Source organism: Sphingomonas sp. GW821-FHT04B01, assembly GCF_059420425.1.
In genome coordinates, this window is the sequence record NZ_JBWKTR010000003.1 from 378,025 (window position 1) to 394,034 (window position 16,010).

At 67.6% G+C, this 16,010-nt stretch carries 18 protein-coding genes; 13 read left to right on the forward strand and 5 right to left on the reverse strand.

Features of this window, described 5'->3' with window-relative positions; translation table 11 throughout:
* Positions 1-41 precede the first annotated feature (41 nt).
* The 6 genes from AC07UH_RS10585 (at position 42) to AC07UH_RS10610 (ending at position 6,556) form a co-directional block, all read left to right on the forward strand.
* The gene (locus AC07UH_RS10585) at positions 42-674 is read left to right on the forward strand and encodes a CpaD family pilus assembly protein (RefSeq protein WP_495179862.1); all 633 of its coding nucleotides are present in this window, start codon (positions 42-44) and stop codon (positions 672-674) included.
* On the forward strand, positions 674-1,948 hold the full coding sequence (locus tag AC07UH_RS10590) for a CpaE/TadZ family protein (protein WP_038660609.1): 1,275 nt from the start codon (positions 674-676) through the stop codon (positions 1,946-1,948). Before AC07UH_RS10585 ends, AC07UH_RS10590 begins: the two co-directional genes overlap by 1 nt.
* 10 nt (positions 1,949-1,958) lie before the next feature.
* A complete protein-coding gene (locus tag AC07UH_RS10595) occupies positions 1,959-2,930 on the forward strand; it encodes a type II secretion system F family protein (protein ID WP_038660612.1) in 972 nt (323 codons plus the stop codon).
* 19 nt (positions 2,931-2,949) lie between these two features.
* The gene (locus tag AC07UH_RS10600; RefSeq protein WP_171009555.1) at positions 2,950-3,933 is read left to right on the forward strand and encodes a type II secretion system F family protein; all 984 of its coding nucleotides are present in this window, start codon (positions 2,950-2,952) and stop codon (positions 3,931-3,933) included.
* 528 nt (positions 3,934-4,461) lie between these two features.
* A complete protein-coding gene (locus AC07UH_RS10605) occupies positions 4,462-4,845 on the forward strand; it encodes a hypothetical protein (protein WP_495179861.1) in 384 nt (127 codons plus the stop codon).
* Between the two features lie 64 nt (positions 4,846-4,909).
* On the forward strand, positions 4,910-6,556 hold the full coding sequence (locus AC07UH_RS10610) for a thiamine pyrophosphate-binding protein (protein ID WP_495179860.1): 1,647 nt from the start codon (positions 4,910-4,912) through the stop codon (positions 6,554-6,556).
* On the opposite strand, the gene AC07UH_RS10615 is transcribed toward AC07UH_RS10610, so the two are convergent.
* The 5 genes from AC07UH_RS10615 to thiS form a co-directional block, all read right to left on the reverse strand.
* Positions 6,553-7,419, reverse strand: a complete 867-nt coding sequence (locus AC07UH_RS10615) for a type 1 glutamine amidotransferase (protein ID WP_495179859.1) — start codon at positions 7,417-7,419, stop codon at positions 6,553-6,555. The genes AC07UH_RS10610 and AC07UH_RS10615 overlap by 4 nt on opposite strands.
* Positions 7,416-7,610 carry a hypothetical protein gene (locus AC07UH_RS10620; RefSeq protein ID WP_038660633.1) on the reverse strand — a complete coding sequence of 65 codons (195 nt, stop codon included), beginning with the start codon at positions 7,608-7,610 and terminating at the stop codon, positions 7,416-7,418. The genes AC07UH_RS10615 and AC07UH_RS10620 overlap by 4 nt, the downstream gene beginning before the upstream one ends.
* 72 nt (positions 7,611-7,682) lie before the next feature.
* The gene (locus AC07UH_RS10625; protein ID WP_495179858.1) at positions 7,683-7,967 is read right to left on the reverse strand and encodes a hypothetical protein; all 285 of its coding nucleotides are present in this window, start codon (positions 7,965-7,967) and stop codon (positions 7,683-7,685) included.
* A 79-nt stretch (positions 7,968-8,046) separates the two neighbouring features.
* Positions 8,047-8,229 carry a CsbD family protein gene (locus tag AC07UH_RS10630; protein WP_038660638.1) on the reverse strand — a complete coding sequence of 61 codons (183 nt, stop codon included), beginning with the start codon at positions 8,227-8,229 and terminating at the stop codon, positions 8,047-8,049.
* Positions 8,230-8,333: 104 nt separating this feature from the next.
* Positions 8,334-9,341 (reverse strand): sulfur carrier protein ThiS, encoded by a 1,008-nt coding sequence (gene thiS, locus AC07UH_RS10635; RefSeq protein WP_081974343.1) that lies wholly within the window; start codon positions 9,339-9,341, stop codon positions 8,334-8,336.
* 348 nt (positions 9,342-9,689) lie between these two features.
* On the opposite strand from thiS, the gene aroQ reads away from it, so the two are divergent.
* The 7 genes from aroQ (at position 9,690) to AC07UH_RS10670 (ending at position 16,007) form a co-directional block, all read left to right on the forward strand.
* Positions 9,690-10,124: a type II 3-dehydroquinate dehydratase gene (gene aroQ / locus AC07UH_RS10640; protein WP_179509257.1), complete on the forward strand. Its 435-nt coding sequence runs from the start codon at positions 9,690-9,692 to the stop codon at positions 10,122-10,124.
* Between the two features lie 14 nt (positions 10,125-10,138).
* Positions 10,139-10,639 (forward strand): acetyl-CoA carboxylase biotin carboxyl carrier protein, encoded by a 501-nt coding sequence (gene accB / locus AC07UH_RS10645; protein WP_038660644.1) that lies wholly within the window; start codon positions 10,139-10,141, stop codon positions 10,637-10,639.
* A gap of 3 nt (positions 10,640-10,642) precedes the next feature.
* Complete coding sequence (gene accC, locus AC07UH_RS10650) at positions 10,643-11,995, forward strand: acetyl-CoA carboxylase biotin carboxylase subunit (RefSeq protein WP_495179857.1); 1,353 nt, start codon at positions 10,643-10,645, stop codon at positions 11,993-11,995.
* Positions 11,996-12,142: 147 nt separating this feature from the next.
* Complete coding sequence (locus AC07UH_RS10655; RefSeq protein ID WP_495179856.1) at positions 12,143-12,484, forward strand: arsenate reductase family protein; 342 nt, start codon at positions 12,143-12,145, stop codon at positions 12,482-12,484.
* A gap of 178 nt (positions 12,485-12,662) precedes the next feature.
* The gene (locus AC07UH_RS10660) at positions 12,663-13,001 is read left to right on the forward strand and encodes a P-II family nitrogen regulator (RefSeq protein WP_038660652.1); all 339 of its coding nucleotides are present in this window, start codon (positions 12,663-12,665) and stop codon (positions 12,999-13,001) included.
* 96 nt (positions 13,002-13,097) lie between these two features.
* A complete protein-coding gene (gene glnA, locus AC07UH_RS10665) occupies positions 13,098-14,510 on the forward strand; it encodes a type I glutamate--ammonia ligase (protein ID WP_137899601.1) in 1,413 nt (470 codons plus the stop codon).
* A 150-nt stretch (positions 14,511-14,660) separates the two neighbouring features.
* Positions 14,661-16,007 (forward strand): glycoside hydrolase family 27 protein, encoded by a 1,347-nt coding sequence (locus AC07UH_RS10670; protein ID WP_495179855.1) that lies wholly within the window; start codon positions 14,661-14,663, stop codon positions 16,005-16,007.
* The last annotated feature ends 3 nt before the right edge of the window (positions 16,008-16,010 follow it).

The following is a 16,010-nucleotide window of genomic DNA, read 5'->3' on the forward strand; positions in this document are numbered from 1 at the left end:
CGCCGGCCCCGATCAAGGACCCGTTCAAGGACATGGCCCCGATGACCAAGCATAAGCTGCTCCTCGCCACCCTGCCCGCGCTGCTTCTCGGCGGCTGCATGGGCACCACCAACCGCGGCCTCGAATCGGTTCATCAGCCGGTCGTCGCACGCAGCGATTACGCGCTCGACCTCGCCACCGCCGGGGCCGGCCTCGCCGCCGGCGAAGGCCGCCGGCTCGCCGGCTGGATGGACACGATGCACCTCGGCTTCGGCGACAAGGTCGCGATCGACGAGAGCGCCGACGGCGCCGGCCGCGCGCGCGACGAGATCGCCGCCGTCGTCGCCAGTTACGGCCTGCTGCTCTCCGACGACCGGCCGGTGACCGCCGCGCCGGTGACGCCCGGCACGCTGCGCGTCGTCGTCAGCCGCATGCACGCCAGCGTGCCCGGCTGCCCCGACTGGAGCCGCAATTCGAGCAACGAATTCGACGCCAACACCTCGTCCAACTACGGCTGCGCCATCAACGCCAACCTCGCCGCGATGATCGCCCGCCCGAGCGACCTGATCTCCGGCACCGATGCGCAGCCGCTCGTCGACACCGCAGCCAATGCCAAGGCGATCGACACCTATCGCAAGAAGGCGCCGACCGGCGCCGCCGCGCTGCAGGCGACCAGCGCCCGCGGAGCCAATTGATGAACGCCCCCTGGAAACCCGCCGGTCTGTCGACGCGCGAGCCGTTCGCCGCCTACGTCTGCGACGAGACCACCGCCGAAACGCTGCGCCCGATCGCCGCCGAACTCGGCTGGTCGGTCGACAAGGTCTACAAGGGCGGGCTGCGCAACGCCGTCCAGTCGCTGTCGGTCTCGGCCAGCCCGCAGATCCTGCTCGTCGATCTCGCCGAATCGGGCGATCCGCTCAGCGACATCAACGGCCTCGCCGAAGTGTGCGAGCCCGGCACGGTGGTGATCGCCGCGGGCCAAGTCAACGACGTGCGCCTCTACCGCGACCTGATCGCCAGCGGCATCCAGGATTATCTGCTCAAGCCGCTGCATCCCGACGCGATGCGCGAGGCCTTCGGTCACGCGCAGGCGATGCTCAACGCCCCCAAACTCGCCGAGGCCAGCATCGACCGGCCGCATTGCGCGATCGCCGTCATCGGCACGCGCGGCGGCGTCGGCGCGTCGACCGTCGCCACCTCGACCGCCTGGCTGCTCGCCGAGCGCGAGAAGCGCACCACCGCATTGCTCGACCTCGACGTCCATTTCGGCACCGGCGCGCTGACGCTCGATCTCGAGCCCGGCCGCGGCCTCACCGACGCGATCGAGAATCCCAGCCGCATCGACGGCCTGTTCATCGAACGCGCGATGGTCAAGGCGACCGAGAAGCTCGCCGTCCTCTCCGCCGAGGCACCGATCAACGCGCCCCTGGTCACCGACGGCGCCGCTTTCTACCAGTTGCAGGAAGAGATGCGCGCCGCCTTCGAGGCGACGGTGGTCGATCTGCCGCGTGCGATGCTGGTCCAACATCCGCAATTGATCAGCGACATCCAGGCCGCGGTGATCGTGACCGAACTCACCCTCGCCTCGGCGCGCGATACGATCCGCATCCTGTCGTGGCTCAAGACGCATGCGCCGCAGACGCATCTCACCGTCGTCGCCAACCGCGTCCACCCCGCCGCGCAGCTCGAGATCAGCCGCAAGGATTTCGAAAGCTCGATCGAGCGCAAGATCGACTTCCTCGTCCCCTTCGACCAGAAACTGGCGGCGCAATCGGCCAAGCTCGGCAAGCCGCTCGCCGAGGCGGGCAAGAACACCAAGACGATCGCGCCGCTGATCGACCTCACCCGCCACGTCCTCAACGCCGGCGAGGAACTCGTCGCGGGCAGCGGCGACGGCAAGACGCGCAAGAAGGGCAAGTCGTTGATCGGCGGCTTCTCCGCGTTGCTGCCGCGCCGCGCCAAGAAATAGCGTCGCGGCGATGGACCTCTTCCCTCTCGCGATGGTGCTGCTCGGCGGCGGACTGGCGATCGCCTTGGTCGCCTTCGCGCTTGCCGGCCCGTCGCCGCAGCGCGCGCAGACGCGCCGCGTCGCCGCGATGCGGATGCGCCACGGCGATTTCGCGGTGGTCGAATCGCAGATGCGGCGCATCGCCGCCGGCCGCGTCCAGACCCGCACCGACCTCGCGGTCGGCCGGCTGCTGCCCAATCCGGCGCAGCTCGCCCACCGGCTGGCGATGACCGGCAAGGACTGGAGCGTCGGCCGCTACGGCATGGTCAGCGCCGGGCTGATCGTCGTCGTCGCCGGGCTGCTGATGCTCAAGGGCGCGCCGTTCCTCTTCGCCCTGCTGTTCGGCGTCGCGGTCGGCGCCGGCGTGCCGCATTGGATGGTCGGCTATTTCATCCGCCGCCGCGTCACCCGCTTCACCGCCAAATTCCCCGATGCGATCGAATTGCTCGTCCGCGGCCTGCGCTCGGGCCTGCCGGTCAGCGAGACGATCGGCGTCGTCGGCAACGAGGTGGAGGGGCCGGTCGGCGAGGAATTCCGCATGGTCTCCGACAAGATGAAGATCGGCATGTCGATGGACGCGGCGTTGCAGGACACCGCCGACCGGCTCGGCACGCCCGAATTCCAGTTCTTCGTCATCACCATCGCGATCCAGCGCGAGACCGGCGGCAATCTCGCCGAAACGCTCGCCAACCTCGCCACGGTGCTGCGCCAGCGCGGCCAGATGAAATTGAAGATCAAGGCGATGTCGTCCGAATCCAAGGCTTCGGCCTATATCGTCGGGTCGCTGCCGTTCATCGTCTTCGGGATGATCTGGATGATCAACGCCGGCTATATGCAGGGCTTCTTCTCCGAACCGCGGCTGATCATCGCCGGCATCGGCGGCCTGCTGTGGATGGGTATCGGCGTGTTCATCATGGCCAAGATGGTCAGCTTCGAAATCTGATGGCCGGGGGCGAATAGACATGCAGGCTTCCGGACCGACGCTGATGGGCATCGACGTGCTCTGGGTCGCGACCATCCTGTCGGGGGTCGCCGCCTTCGCGGTGATGCTCGCCATCTATACGGTGATGCGCACCGTCACCGATCCGATGACCAAGCGCGTCAAGGCGCTCAACGAACGCCGCGAACAGCTCAAGGCCGGCATCACCGCCTCGACCAAGCGCCGCGCCAAGCTGGTCCAGCGCAGCGACACCACCGACTGGATGCGCGGCCTGCTGTCGTCGCTCAAGGTGTTGCAGGACAGCCAGGTCAAGGACGCGCAGCTCAAGCTGATGCGCGCCGGCATCCGGTCGAAAGAATGGGCGGTCGGCGTCATCTTCGGCCGGCTCGCGCTGCCGATCGTGTTCGGCGGCCTGATGGTGGTCGTCGTCTACGGACTCGATTATTTCCCCGACTGGTCGCCGTTCAAACGCTATGCTCTGGTCGCGGTGACCTTCATCCTCGCCTACAAGGCGCCGGACATCTATCTGAAGAACAAGATCACCAAGCGCAGCGACGCGATCCGCAAGGGCCTGCCCGACGCGCTCGATTTGCTGGTGATCTGCGCCGAGGCGGGCCTGACCGTCGACGCCGCCTTCCACCGCGTCGCCAAGGAGCTCGGCCGCGCCTATCCCGAACTCGGCGACGAATTCACGCTGACCGCGATCGAACTCGGCTTCCTCACCGAACGGCGGCAGGCGTTCGAGAATCTCGCCACCCGCGTCGACCTCGACGCGATCCGCGGCGTCGTCACGACGATGGTACAGACCGAGAAATACGGCACCCCGCTCGCCTCGGCGCTGCGCGTGCTGTCCGCCGAATTCCGCAACGAACGCATGATGCGCGCCGAGGAAAAGGCCGCCCGCCTGCCGGCGATCATGACGATCCCGCTGATCCTCTTCATCCTCCCGACGCTGTTCATCGTCATCCTCGGCCCCGCCGCCTGCTCGATCAGCGACGCCTTCTAGCGGGAGCTCCCTTTGGGGGCATCCCCCATGGGGACGTAGAAGACATTCTCCCCCATGAGATGGGAGACATTCCCCACCGCCGTTCGCCCTGAGCCTGTCGAAGGGCAGGTGAGACCCGATCCGCTTCCCCCTAAGATCCGTCACCCCGGACTGGTTCCGGGGTCCACTGCGCCGCAAGGGCATGGCGTAACCTCCAGCCGTTCTCCTCGCCGCAGAGTGGACCCCGGAACCAGTCCGGGGTGACGGATGGATTGCGAGAGCGACGGACCCACACAACGCCCGGCTGTCCTACACCCGCCGCAAATGCTAGAGAGCGCCCCCCACACGCTCTTTCTCATCGCCATCGATCAGCACGTTTCCGGAAACGATAAACCCGGATCGTTTCCATTCAGGTGTCCATCTTGTCCACGTTCGGCGCCTAACCCATTCCACCACAACGACACCGCCTCCACGCAGCGCGACGCTCCGTCGCCGCCGATGAACCAACCCCCGCCGCGCTCGTTATGCACCCGTAACAGGGAGGCTCGGATGCTGTTCACCACCACCACGCAGTTCGTCGCTTTGGCATTGTGCCTCGTTGCCGGCTGGTTCTTCGGGCTCGCCAGCCACGGCGGTGGCCGCAAGTGGAAGACGCGCTATGCCGACGAGCGCGAGGCGAATGCCGGCTATCGCAAGCAGGGCGACGCCGCGCTTGCCGACGCCAACCGCCGCATCGCCGAGCTGGAGCGCGAGAACGACCGTCTCGCCCGCACTGCCGAAACCGTACCGGTCGCCGCCGCCCCCGTCGCCGCCGCGCCGACCATCGGGGAGCGTCTCACCGGCCGTGCCCGCCCGGTGCGCACCGTCCGCCCTGCCTACCCCGCCGGCAACCGCCCCGGCTGGTTCGATTTCGGCGATCGTTCGCGCGTCTGACGCGACCGCCGCGCCCGGATCGCCACCGCTCGACTTCCGCGGCGTGACCGGGCAAGATCGCGCCATGGAGACCATCTCGCGCACCGGCGGCCAAATTCTGGTCGATCAATTGCTTGCACAGGGTTGTGAGCGGATTTTCACGGTGCCGGGGGAAAGCTTCCTCGCCGTACTCGACGCGCTCCACGACGCGCCCGGCATCGCGACGGTGGTCTGCCGGCAGGAAGGCGGCGCGGCCTATATGGCCTGCGCCGACGGCACGCTCACCCACCGCCCCGGTATCGCCTTCGTGACGCGCGGGCCGGGTGCGACCAATGCCGCGATCGGCGTCCATGTCGCGCGGCAGGATGCGCAGCCGCTGATTCTCTTCATCGGCGACGTCGACCGCACCACCCGCGACCGCGAGGCCTTCCAGGAAATCGATTTTCCCGCGATGTTCGCCCCGATCGCCAAATGGGCGGCGCGGATCGACGATGCCGCGCGCATCCCCGAATATGTCGCGCGCGCCTATGCGGTGGCGATGAACGGCCGGCCCGGCCCGGTGGTGCTGGCGCTGCCCGAGGACATGCTGCGCGACACCGCTGCGGTCGCCGACCGGCCCCGTGTCGAACGCCTGCCGCAGGGCTGCGACGAAGCCCCGCTCGAACAGCTCACCGATCTGCTCGCCACCGCCGAACGGCCGCTCGCGATCGTCGGCGGCGCGGGCTGGGACGGCGTCGCCGCGCAGGATTTCGCCGCCTGGGCCGATCGCACCGGCGTCCCCGTCGCCACCGCCTTCCGCCGGCAGGATGCCATCCCGAACGCCTGCCCCAGCTACGCCGGCAATCTCGGCTACGGCCCCAATCCGGCGCTCGTCGCGCGCGTGAAGGATGCCGACCTGCTGATCGTCGCGGGTGCGCGGCTCGGCGAGGCGACGACCGACGGCTATACGCTGATCACCCCCGATCACCCCGGCCAGCGCCTCGTCCACGTCCATCCCGATGCGAACGAACTCGGCATGACCTATCGCACCGATCTGGCGATCTGCGCCGGCATGGCCGAATTCGCCGAGGCACTGGTCGCGCTCGACGGCCCGCCCCATCCCGGCGGTGGCGAGGCGCATGCCGAATGGCTGCAATGGTCCACGCCCGCGCCGCGCGACGGCGTTACGATGGACCTCGGCCCCTGCGTCGCCGCGATGCGCGAACAGCTTCCCGCCGACACGATCATCTGCAACGGTGCCGGCAATTACAGCGGCTGGTGGCACCGCTATTGGCACTATCCCGCCCCCGGCACGCAGCTCGCGCCGACCGCAGGGGCGATGGGCTACGGCCTGCCCGCCGCGGTCGCCGCTGCGCTCCGCTATCCCGAGCGGCAGGTGGTCGCGCTCGCTGGCGACGGCTGCTTCCTGATGAACGGTCAGGAACTCGCCACCGCCGTCCAGCACGATGCGCAACTGCTCGTGCTGGTCGTCGACAACCAGGCCTATGGCACGATCCGCATGCACCAGGAGCGCGAATATCCCGGCCGCGTCGCCGCCACCACGCTCGCCAATCCCGATTTCGCCGCGCTCGCCCGCGCCTACGGCTGCTGGGCCGAGACCGTCGAGCGCACCGACGATTTCGCCCCCGCACTCGCCCGCGCGACCGAACAGCGCGGCGTCCGCCTGCTCCATCTGCGCACCGACGTCGACGTGATCACCCCCGCCACCACGCTCGGTAAGCGACCGGCCTAGCTCCGCCCGCGCGCCGCGCGGGTCGGCACCACCAGCCGGTCGAGGAAGTTGCGCAACTCGGTCATCCGCGTGCGCGGCTCGGTCACCTGCTCGTCGAGGCCCAGCCGCCACGCCAGATCGCGCCGGTCGGGCGCGTCGTGCAATGCCTCGACCAGCGCCGCATGCGTCGCCACGTCGAGCGCGTCTCGCGCCAGCCCCAGCGCGACCAGATCGTCCGCCTGCCGCCGCAGCGCCGCCGCGACCTCGCGCAGCGAGATTTCCGGATGATATTGCACGCCCCAGAAGATGCCGCCGTCGTGGCGGATCTCGGCCGCCTGCACCTCGGTGACGCCGCTCGAGGCAAGCAGCCTGCCGCCTGCGGGCAGCGTCGCCACCTCGTCGCTATGCACCGCCGGCACGTCATAGGCCGGCGGCCGACCGGCGAGCAGCGGATGATCCTGCCCTGCCGGCTGGCGCACGATGCGCCTCGCGAACCCCGCCTCGCGTCGCGCGCCCATCGCCCGCACGGTGCCGCCCGCCGCGACCACCGCGACCTGCAAGCCCGCGCACGACCCGAACGCCGGCGTCCCCGACCGATAGACCGCGCGCATGAAGTCGATCTCGCGCCGCGCCTCGGGCGTGTCCTCGTACAGATGAAGCGGCGACCCGGTCAGGATCACCCCGTCATAGCCGTCGAGCCCGCCCGCCGGCGCCGCCGCATCGTGATCCGCCGGCTTGACCCGCTCGCAGACCGCATCGGGGACCAGCGCTCCAAGCCGCTTGAGAAACGTCTCGCCCGAACTGCGCCCGACGCTCTCGCGCCGCGTTTCGCGCGCCGCCGGCGGCTCGCTTTCGGCCACCAGCAACCGCAAGGGCATCGTCATCCGTCGGCCGGTTTCGTCGTCACGGTCCGGCCGCGCTCGATCAGCGCATCGATCGCTTCGGTCTCCAGCCGCCCCGCCGTGATCAGCGCGGCCTCCGGCGTCAGCGACACGGCGACCCCATCGGGGCCATCGACGATGATCTCACCATGTTCATGGCTGACCGAGGACGGAGTATTGTACGGCGTGGTCATTAGACACTAACAAGCCATATTAACCGATGTGTCCGTCACCCGGACAAAATTGTCCCCGGTCAGGCCATGCCGTCAGCGCAGCTTGTCGCTGCCGTTGATCAACGCGGCCTTCTCGCCGTCCGACATCGCCGCGGCATTGACGTCGGCATCGTCGATCGCATCCGCCTGCTGGCTCGCGCTCTTGCGTTCGGCCTTGGCCTGATCCTCGAGATTGTCCGCCTGCGCTTCGAGCGAGTCGGCACGGTTGTCGGCCGCGGCCTTGACGTCGCTGCCCAGCTTGTCATCGCCCTTGCCACCGCATGCGGCGAGCGACAGCGCCATCGTGCCTGCGCTCAGCGCGATCATCATCTTCTTCATCTGCGTCGTCCCTGTTGAATATGGAAAGGGCCGCCCCGCTTCCCCGGGACGGCCCTTTGCCGGTCATTTCACCCGAAGGTCAGATATTGTCGCCGAGCGCGCCCTTGACGCCGCCCTTGAACTTCTCGCCCTTGCCTTCGGCCTGCTGGGCCTTGCCCTCTGCGGTCAGGCTGGCATCGTCATTGTGCTTGCCGATGGCTTCCTTGGCGTTGCCGATGGCTTCGTTGACGGTGCCTTTGATCTTGTCGGTGAGCTCGCCCATGAGGACCTCCTGCTATGACCGCGCCCCGCCAACCGGGCCGCTTGATCTACAGCAAGGACAACGGGTTGGGAACGGACCGGTTCCGTGACAAATGCGTCAGGCGGTCAGATCAGCCCGGCGAGCGGGCTCGACGGATCGGCATAGCGGCGCTGCCCCATCCGCCCGGCGCGATAGGCGAGCCGCCCCGCCTCGACCGCCGCGCGCATCGCCGCCGCCATCATCACCGGGTCCTTCGCCTCGGCGATCGCGGTGTTCATCAGCACGCCGTCGCAGCCCAGTTCCATCGCCACCGCCGCGTCCGACGCGGTGCCGACCCCGGCGTCGACCAGCACCGGCACGCCCGCGCCCTCGACGATCAGCCGGATCGTGATGCGGTTCTGGATGCCCAGCCCCGACCCGATCGGCGCGCCCAGCGGCATGATCGCCACCGCGCCGGCATTCTCCAGCCGCTTCGCCGCGATCGGATCGTCGACGCAATAGACCATCGGCTTGAAGCCCTCGTTGGCGAGGATCTCGGTCGCACGCAGCGTCTCGTGCATGTCGGGATACAGCGTCTTCGCCTCGCCCAGCACCTCGAGCTTGACGAGGTCCCAGCCGCCCGCCTCTCGCGCCAGCCGCAGCGTGCGGATCGCGCTCTCCGCATCGAAACAGCCCGCGGTGTTGGGCAGATAGGTGACCTTCTTCGGATCGATGAAATCGGTCAGCATCGGCGCGTTGGGATCGCTCACGTTGACCCGGCGCACCGCGACGGTGACGATCTCCGCCCCCGATGCTTCGAGCGCGGCGGCGTTCTGCGCGAAATCCTTGTATTTGCCGGTACCGACGATCAGCCGCGACCGGAACGTCCGCCCCGCCACCGTCCAGCTGTCGTCCGCGATCGGCTTCTGGTGATCGCCGCCGCCGACGAAATGGACGATCTCGATATCGTCGCCGTCCTCGACCCGCACGTCCTTCAGCGTCGAGCGCGGAACGACTTCGAGGTTACGCTCGACCGCGACCTTCTCCGGCACCAGCCCCAGCTCGGTGGCCAGTTCGGCGAGGCTCAGCCCCGCATTGACGCGCTTGTGCGCGCCGTTGACCGTGATCGAAACCGTTCCGTCGCTATGGGGCATCAGGCTTAACTCCTTGGCGCCCCATCTAGGCGCGTGATCGTCGGTGTCCACCTTCGCAAAGCTGATTCACGCGAAGGCGCGAAGGCGCGAAGGCGCGAGGAAGGTCGCTTTGTTCGCGCAGAGGCGCGGAGGCGCAGAGATGGATTGCCCGCGGCAGCGGGCTTTCCCTCTTCCGGGCGACCGTAGATAGCCGCTGCGCGGAAAAGGACTGAGATCGTCCCGCACGCGCCCTCTCTGCGCCTCCGCGCCTCTGCGCGAACCAACCCTTTTCCTTCTTCGCGCCTTCGCGCCTTCGCGTGAAAACACACCGTCTTTGCACCGCCCGCCGAACAGCGATAAGCCCGCGCCATGACCGACACCATCTTCGTCCTCAACGGCCCCAACCTCAACCTGCTCGGCACGCGCGAGCCCGAGATCTACGGTGCCGACACGCTCGACGACATCGCCGGCCAGCTCGAGGATCGCGCCCGCGAACTGGGGCTGGAGATCGACATGCGACAGTCGAACCACGAAGGCCATCTGGTCGACTGGCTGCACGAGGCGCAGGCCCGCCGTGCCAAGGCGGTGATCCTCAACGCCGGTGCCTTCACGCACACGTCGATCGCCGTCCACGACGCGATCAAGGGCATCAGGACCCCGGTCATCGAGGTGCATCTCTCCAACCCGCATACCCGCGAAGACTTCCGCCACGTCAGCTTCGTCGGGCGCGCCGCGAAGGGAACCATCGCCGGTTTCGGTGCGCTCTCCTACACCCTTGCGCTTGAAGCCGCGGCGCGCTTCTGACAGGAGGCTCCCCCATGACCGACCAGACCAACTCCGGGGCCCAGACCCAATCGATGCAGGTTGACGTGAACCTCGTGCGCCAGCTTGCCGAACTGCTCGACGCCACCCACCTCACCGAGATCGAAGTGGAGGAAGGCGACCGCAAGATCCGCGTCGCGCGCAAGGCCGCCGCCGTCGCCGCACCCGTCCAATATGCGCCGCAGCCGATGGCCGCCGCGCCCGCGCCCGCCGCGGCTCCCGTCGCCGCCGAGGCCGGCGCGATGGCACCGACCGTCAGCACCGCCAATGCGGTCAAGTCGCCGATGGTCGGCACCGCCTATCTCTCCGCCGAGCCGGGCGCCAAGCCGTTCGTCGCGGTCGGCAGCACCGTCGCCGCGGGCGACACGCTGCTGATCGTCGAGGCGATGAAGGTGATGAACCCGATCACCGCGCCGACCGCCGGCACCGTCCGCCAGATCCTGATCGAGAACGGCCAGCCGGTCGAGTTCGACCAGCCGCTCGTGGTGGTCGAGTAAGGCATGCGCCCGATCAAGAAGCTGCTGATCGCCAACCGCGGCGAGATCGCGCTGCGCATCCATCGTGCCTGCCACGAAATGGGCATCACCACCATCGCGGTCCATTCCACCGCCGACGCCGATGCGATGCACGTGCGGCTTGCCGACGAGGCGATCTGCATCGGGCCGCCGGCGGCGACCGACAGCTATCTCAACATCCCCAACATCATCTCGGCGGCCGAGATCAGCGGCGCCGACGCAATCCATCCCGGCTACGGCTTCCTCAGCGAGAATGCGCGGTTCGCCGAGATCGTCGAGATGCACGACCTGCTGTTCGTCGGCCCCAAGCCCGAACATATTCGTACGATGGGCGATAAGGTCGAGGCGAAGCGCACTGCTGGCGCGCTCGGCCTGCCGCTCGTGCCGGGCTCGGACGGCGCGATCAGCGACGTCGCCGAGGCGAAGGCGCTGGCGGCGGAGATCGGCTATCCCGTCATCATCAAGGCGGCGAGCGGCGGTGGCGGCCGCGGCATGAAGGTGTGCACCGGCCCCGAGCATCTCGAAACGCTGATGCAGCAGGCCGGCACCGAGGCGAAGGCGGCGTTCGGCGACGCCACCGTCTATATGGAAAAATATCTCGGCAACCCCCGGCATATCGAATTCCAGGTCTTCGGCGACGGCAACGGCAACGCCATCCATCTCGGCGAGCGCGACTGCTCGCTGCAGCGCCGCCACCAGAAGGTGCTCGAAGAGGCCCCCTCGCCGGTCATCACCGCCGAAGAGCGCGAGCGGATGGGCGGCATCGTCGCCAAGGCGATGGCCGACATGGGCTATCGCGGCGCCGGCACGATCGAATTCCTGTGGGAAGACGGCGACTTCTACTTCATCGAGATGAACACCCGGCTGCAGGTCGAGCATCCCGTGACCGAGATGATCACCGGTCTCGACCTCGTCCGCGAACAGATCCGCATTGCCGAGGGCCATCCGCTGACGCTGCGGCAGGAGGACGTCCAGTTCCGCGGCCACGCGATCGAATGCCGGATCAACGCCGAGGATCCGCGCACCTTCGCCCCCTCGCCGGGTCTGGTGAAGCAATATCACGCGCCGGGCGGCATGCACGTCCGCGTCGATAGCGGCCTCTACGCCGGCTACCGCGTCCCGCCTTATTACGATTCGATGATCGCCAAGCTGATCGTCTACGGCACCACGCGTCAGGGTGCGCTGCGCCGCCTGCGCCGTGCACTCGAGGAATTCGTGATTGAGGGACCGACGACGACGATCCCGCTGCATCAGGCCTTGCTCGACGATCCGGAGTTTCAGGACGGCCAATATACGATCAAGTGGCTGGAAGAATGGCTGGCCAAACAGGCCGACTAAATCCTCCCCGGCACGGGGAGGTGGCAGCGCGCCAGCGCTGACGGAGGGGGGCTTCCACGGACGCTGCATCCGCGGCGATCCCCCTCCAAAACCAGCCTGCGGCCGGCGGTCCCCCTCCCCGTGCCGGGGAGGAATTAGGAGCGAACGATGCACGCCACCATCTACCACAATCCGCGCTGCGGCACGTCGCGCAACACGCTGGCGCTGCTCACCGACGCGGGCGCAGACGTCACCGTCATCGAATATCTCAAGCACCCGCCGACCGTAACGGAGCTTGCGCGTCTCTACGCCCGCGCCGGCATCAGCCCGCGCGACGGCCTGCGCCTCACCGAGCCCGACGCCAAGGCGCTCGCCGAGAGCGACGCGGACGACGCGACGATCCTCGAAACCATGACGATCAACCCGATCATCATCCAGCGCCCGCTGGTCGAGACCGACAAAGGCGTCGTCCTCGCCAGACCACCCGAAACCGTCCGCACGATCCTGTAACCCCATTCCTCCCGCCGCATCCCGCGGCAATGCCCGCGCAACGGGCAAACCGGCCGCATCTGCCCGTTTTCCAAGCAGCAAATCGCGCCGAATCCCGGTTGCCCCGAGAGGCTTGGGCTGGCACGTTTGGTGCACTGTCCGCGCTCGGAGCGCGGGCTCCGCTAGGGGGCATATTGCCGTGAAGAAGGTCGAAGCCATCATCAAGCCGTTCAAGCTGGATGAGGTGAAGGAAGCACTGCACGAGATCGGCGTCAGCGGCATCACCGTGACCGAGGCCAAGGGCTTCGGCCGCCAGAAGGGCCATACCGAACTCTATCGCGGTGCCGAATATGTCGTCGACTTCCTGCCCAAGGTGAAGCTCGAGGTCGTCGTCGACGATGCGCTCGCCGATCGCGTGGTCGAGGCGATCGCCAATGCCGCGCAGACCGGCCGCATCGGCGACGGCAAGATCTTCGTCATCCCGGTGGAGGCCGCGCTGCGCATCCGCACCGGCGAACGCGACGAGGCCGCGATCTAAACCGTCACCGAATTGTCACCCCGATGTCCGTCGGGGTCGCCTAGTTACGACACGATCCCGGCCGTCGCCGGGGCACCGATAAGGAAAGAGCTGATCATGGCTGCCACCGCCAACGACATTCTGAACAAGATCAAGGAAGAAGAGATCGAGTGGGTCGATCTGCGCTTCACCGACCCCAAGGGCAAATGGCAGCATCTCACCATGGTCGCCGGCCTGATCGGCGAGGACGAGCTGACCGACGGCCTGATGTTCGACGGCAGCTCGATCGAGGGCTGGAAGGCGATCAACGAGTCCGACATGGTGCTCAAGCCCGATCTCGACGCGGTCTACACCGATCCCTTCTCGGCGACGCCGATGCTGATCGTGTTCTGCGACGTCGTCGAGCCCTCGACCGGCGAGCTCTACGCCCGCGATCCGCGCTCGACCGCCAAGCGCGCCGAGGCCTATCTGAAGACGACCGGCATCGGCGACACCGTGTACGTCGGGCCGGAAGCCGAATTCTTCATGTTCGACAACGTGCAGTTCGACACGAACTATGCCGCGTCCTATTTCAAGATCGACGATATCGAGCTGCCGACCAATACGGGGCGCGAATATGAGGGCGGCAACCTCGGCCACCGTCCGCGCGCCAAGGGCGGCTATTTCCCGGTCGCGCCGGTCGACAGCGCCGTCGATATCCGCGGCGAGATGGTCTCGACGATGATCGAGATGGGCCTCCCCTGCGACAAGCATCACCACGAGGTCGCCGCCGCGCAGCACGAGCTCGGCATGACCTTCGGCACACTGACCACCACCGCCGACCGCATGCAGATCTACAAATACGTCGTCCACCAGGTCGCGCACGCCTATGGCAAGTCGGCGACGTTCATGCCGAAGCCGATCAAGGAAGATAACGGCTCGGGCATGCACACGCACTTCTCGATCTGGAACGGCAAGACGCCGCTGTTCGCGGGCGAAGGCTATGCCGGCCTGTCGGAGATGTGCCTGTTTTTCATCGGCGGCATCATCCGTCACGCCAAGGCGGTCAACGCCTTCACCAACCCGACTACCAACAGCTACAAGCGGCTGGTGCCGGGTTACGAAGCGCCGGTGCTGCTCGCCTATTCGGCGCGCAACCGTTCGGCCTCCTGCCGCATCCCCTATGGCACCGGCCCCAAGGCGAAGCGCGTCGAGATCCGTTTCCCCGACGCGATGGCCAACCCCTATCTCGCTTATGCGGCGCTGATGATGGCGGGCATGGACGGCATCCAGAACAAGATCCATCCGGGCGAGGCGATGGACAAGAACCTGTACGACCTGCCGCCGGCAGAGCTCGCCCAGGTGCCGACCGTCTGCGGTTCGCTGCGCGAGGCGCTCGACAGCCTGGAAGCCGATCACGACTTTCTGCTCAAGGGCGACGTCTTCTCGAAGGACCAGATCGAGGCCTATGTCGAGATCAAGCGCGGCGAGGTCGCCCGTTGGGAAATGACCCCGTCGCCGGTCGAGTACGATATGTATTACAGCGCGTAAGACGTACCACCCCCGATCCGTTGGTGCTGAGCCTGTCGAAGCACCATGGGACGCAAGGCCCTCCGACAAGCTCGGGGCAAACGGGGTGATTTGTTAGAATAGGAAGGGCGCCCGCAACGATCGGGCGCCCTTTTGCTTTGGAGAGGACTGATGACCCAGCCGCATCTCAACCGCCGTGCCTTGCTCGGCGCCGGCACCGCCGCCGCTTTTGCCGCGACCACCGCCGGCACGGCATCGGCGGCGACTGCCCCCCTCGCCCCGCGCCCGCCGATGGGCTGGAACAGCTGGAACAGCTTCGCGACGACGATCAACGAGGCGCAGGCCCGCGAAACCGCCGCGATCATGCAGGCCAAGCTGCTGCCCTTCGGCTACGACGTCTTCACCATCGACATCCAATGGTACGAACCCGGCGCGTCGAGCTACACCTATAGCGACACGCCGCAACCGACGTTGGACGGCTACGGCCGCCTGCTCCCCGCCCCCAATCGCTTTCCGTCGAGCGCAGGCGGCAAGGGGTTCGCGCCACTCGCCGCCGACGTGCATGCGATGGGCCTGCGCTTCGGCATCCACCTGATGCGCGGCATTCCGCGCCTCGCGGTCGAGCGCAACCTGCCCGTCTTCGGCACCCGCTACCGGGCGAAGGACATCGCCGACACGGCGAGCATCTGCCCGTGGAACCCGGATATGTACGGCGTCGACATGACCCGCCCCGGCGCGCAGGCCTATTACGACAGCGTGTTCGCGCTCTACGCCGGCTGGGGCGTCGATTTCGTCAAGATGGACGACATGAGCCGCCCCTATGACGCGCACGCCCCGGAGATCGAGGCGGCACATGCCGCGATCCAGCGTAGCGGCCGACCGATCGTGCTCAGCCTCTCCCCCGGCGAGACGCCGGTGGCCCGCGCCGACCACGTCCGCCGCCATGCGCAGATGTGGCGGATCAGCGACGATTTCTGGGACGAATGGTCGATGCTGGAGGCGCAATTCACAAGGCTGGAGAATTGGCACGCGGTCGACACCAGCGGCGGCTGGCCCGACGCCGACATGCTGCCGCTCGGCCAGCTCGCGCTCGGCGCCCGCGCGACCAAATTCACCCCCGACGAACAGCGCACGCTGATGACCTTATGGGCGATCGCCCGCTCGCCCCTCATCATGGGCGGCGACCTGCGCCACCTCGACGCCCCGACGCTGGCGCTGCTCACCAATCGCGCGGTGCTTGCGGTCAATCAGGCGAGCCGCGACAACCGCCCGCACTTCGTCGCCGACGGAACGCGCATCTGGTCGGCGCGCCCGGTGGATGGCGCCGGTGTCTACGTCGCATTGTTCAACACGACGGCAAAACCGATGGATGTAGGCCTGCCACTCGCGATGCTCGGCCTACCTGCCACGGTCACCGCGACCGACCTGTGGACCGGACAGACGATCGGCCGGGCAAGCCATCGCTTCACCCGGCCGATCCCGCCCCATGGTGTGGGGCTGTATCGATTGCAGCCCTGAGGG

What these genes read in the sequence shown, in the direction of transcription:
- AC07UH_RS10585 (WP_495179862.1), top strand. Translation starts at nt 42, where the DNA reads ATGACCAAGCATAAGCTGCTCCTCGCCACCCTGCCCGCGCTGCTTCTC.
- AC07UH_RS10590 (WP_038660609.1), top strand. Translation starts at nt 674, where the DNA reads ATGAACGCCCCCTGGAAACCCGCCGGTCTGTCGACGCGCGAGCCGTTC.
- AC07UH_RS10595 (WP_038660612.1), top strand. Translation starts at nt 1,959, where the DNA reads ATGGACCTCTTCCCTCTCGCGATGGTGCTGCTCGGCGGCGGACTGGCG.
- AC07UH_RS10600 (WP_171009555.1), top strand. Translation starts at nt 2,950, where the DNA reads ATGCAGGCTTCCGGACCGACGCTGATGGGCATCGACGTGCTCTGGGTC.
- AC07UH_RS10605 (WP_495179861.1), top strand. Translation starts at nt 4,462, where the DNA reads ATGCTGTTCACCACCACCACGCAGTTCGTCGCTTTGGCATTGTGCCTC.
- AC07UH_RS10610 (WP_495179860.1), top strand. Translation starts at nt 4,910, where the DNA reads ATGGAGACCATCTCGCGCACCGGCGGCCAAATTCTGGTCGATCAATTG.
- AC07UH_RS10615 (WP_495179859.1), bottom strand. Translation starts at nt 7,419, where the DNA reads ATGACGATGCCCTTGCGGTTGCTGGTGGCCGAAAGCGAGCCGCCGGCG.
- AC07UH_RS10620 (WP_038660633.1), bottom strand. Translation starts at nt 7,610, where the DNA reads ATGACCACGCCGTACAATACTCCGTCCTCGGTCAGCCATGAACATGGT.
- AC07UH_RS10625 (WP_495179858.1), bottom strand. Translation starts at nt 7,967, where the DNA reads ATGAAGAAGATGATGATCGCGCTGAGCGCAGGCACGATGGCGCTGTCG.
- AC07UH_RS10630 (WP_038660638.1), bottom strand. Translation starts at nt 8,229, where the DNA reads ATGGGCGAGCTCACCGACAAGATCAAAGGCACCGTCAACGAAGCCATC.
- thiS (WP_081974343.1), bottom strand. Translation starts at nt 9,341, where the DNA reads ATGCCCCATAGCGACGGAACGGTTTCGATCACGGTCAACGGCGCGCAC.
- aroQ (WP_179509257.1), top strand. Translation starts at nt 9,690, where the DNA reads ATGACCGACACCATCTTCGTCCTCAACGGCCCCAACCTCAACCTGCTC.
- accB (WP_038660644.1), top strand. Translation starts at nt 10,139, where the DNA reads ATGACCGACCAGACCAACTCCGGGGCCCAGACCCAATCGATGCAGGTT.
- accC (WP_495179857.1), top strand. Translation starts at nt 10,643, where the DNA reads ATGCGCCCGATCAAGAAGCTGCTGATCGCCAACCGCGGCGAGATCGCG.
- AC07UH_RS10655 (WP_495179856.1), top strand. Translation starts at nt 12,143, where the DNA reads ATGCACGCCACCATCTACCACAATCCGCGCTGCGGCACGTCGCGCAAC.
- glnA (WP_137899601.1), top strand. Translation starts at nt 13,098, where the DNA reads ATGGCTGCCACCGCCAACGACATTCTGAACAAGATCAAGGAAGAAGAG.
- AC07UH_RS10670 (WP_495179855.1), top strand. Translation starts at nt 14,661, where the DNA reads ATGACCCAGCCGCATCTCAACCGCCGTGCCTTGCTCGGCGCCGGCACC.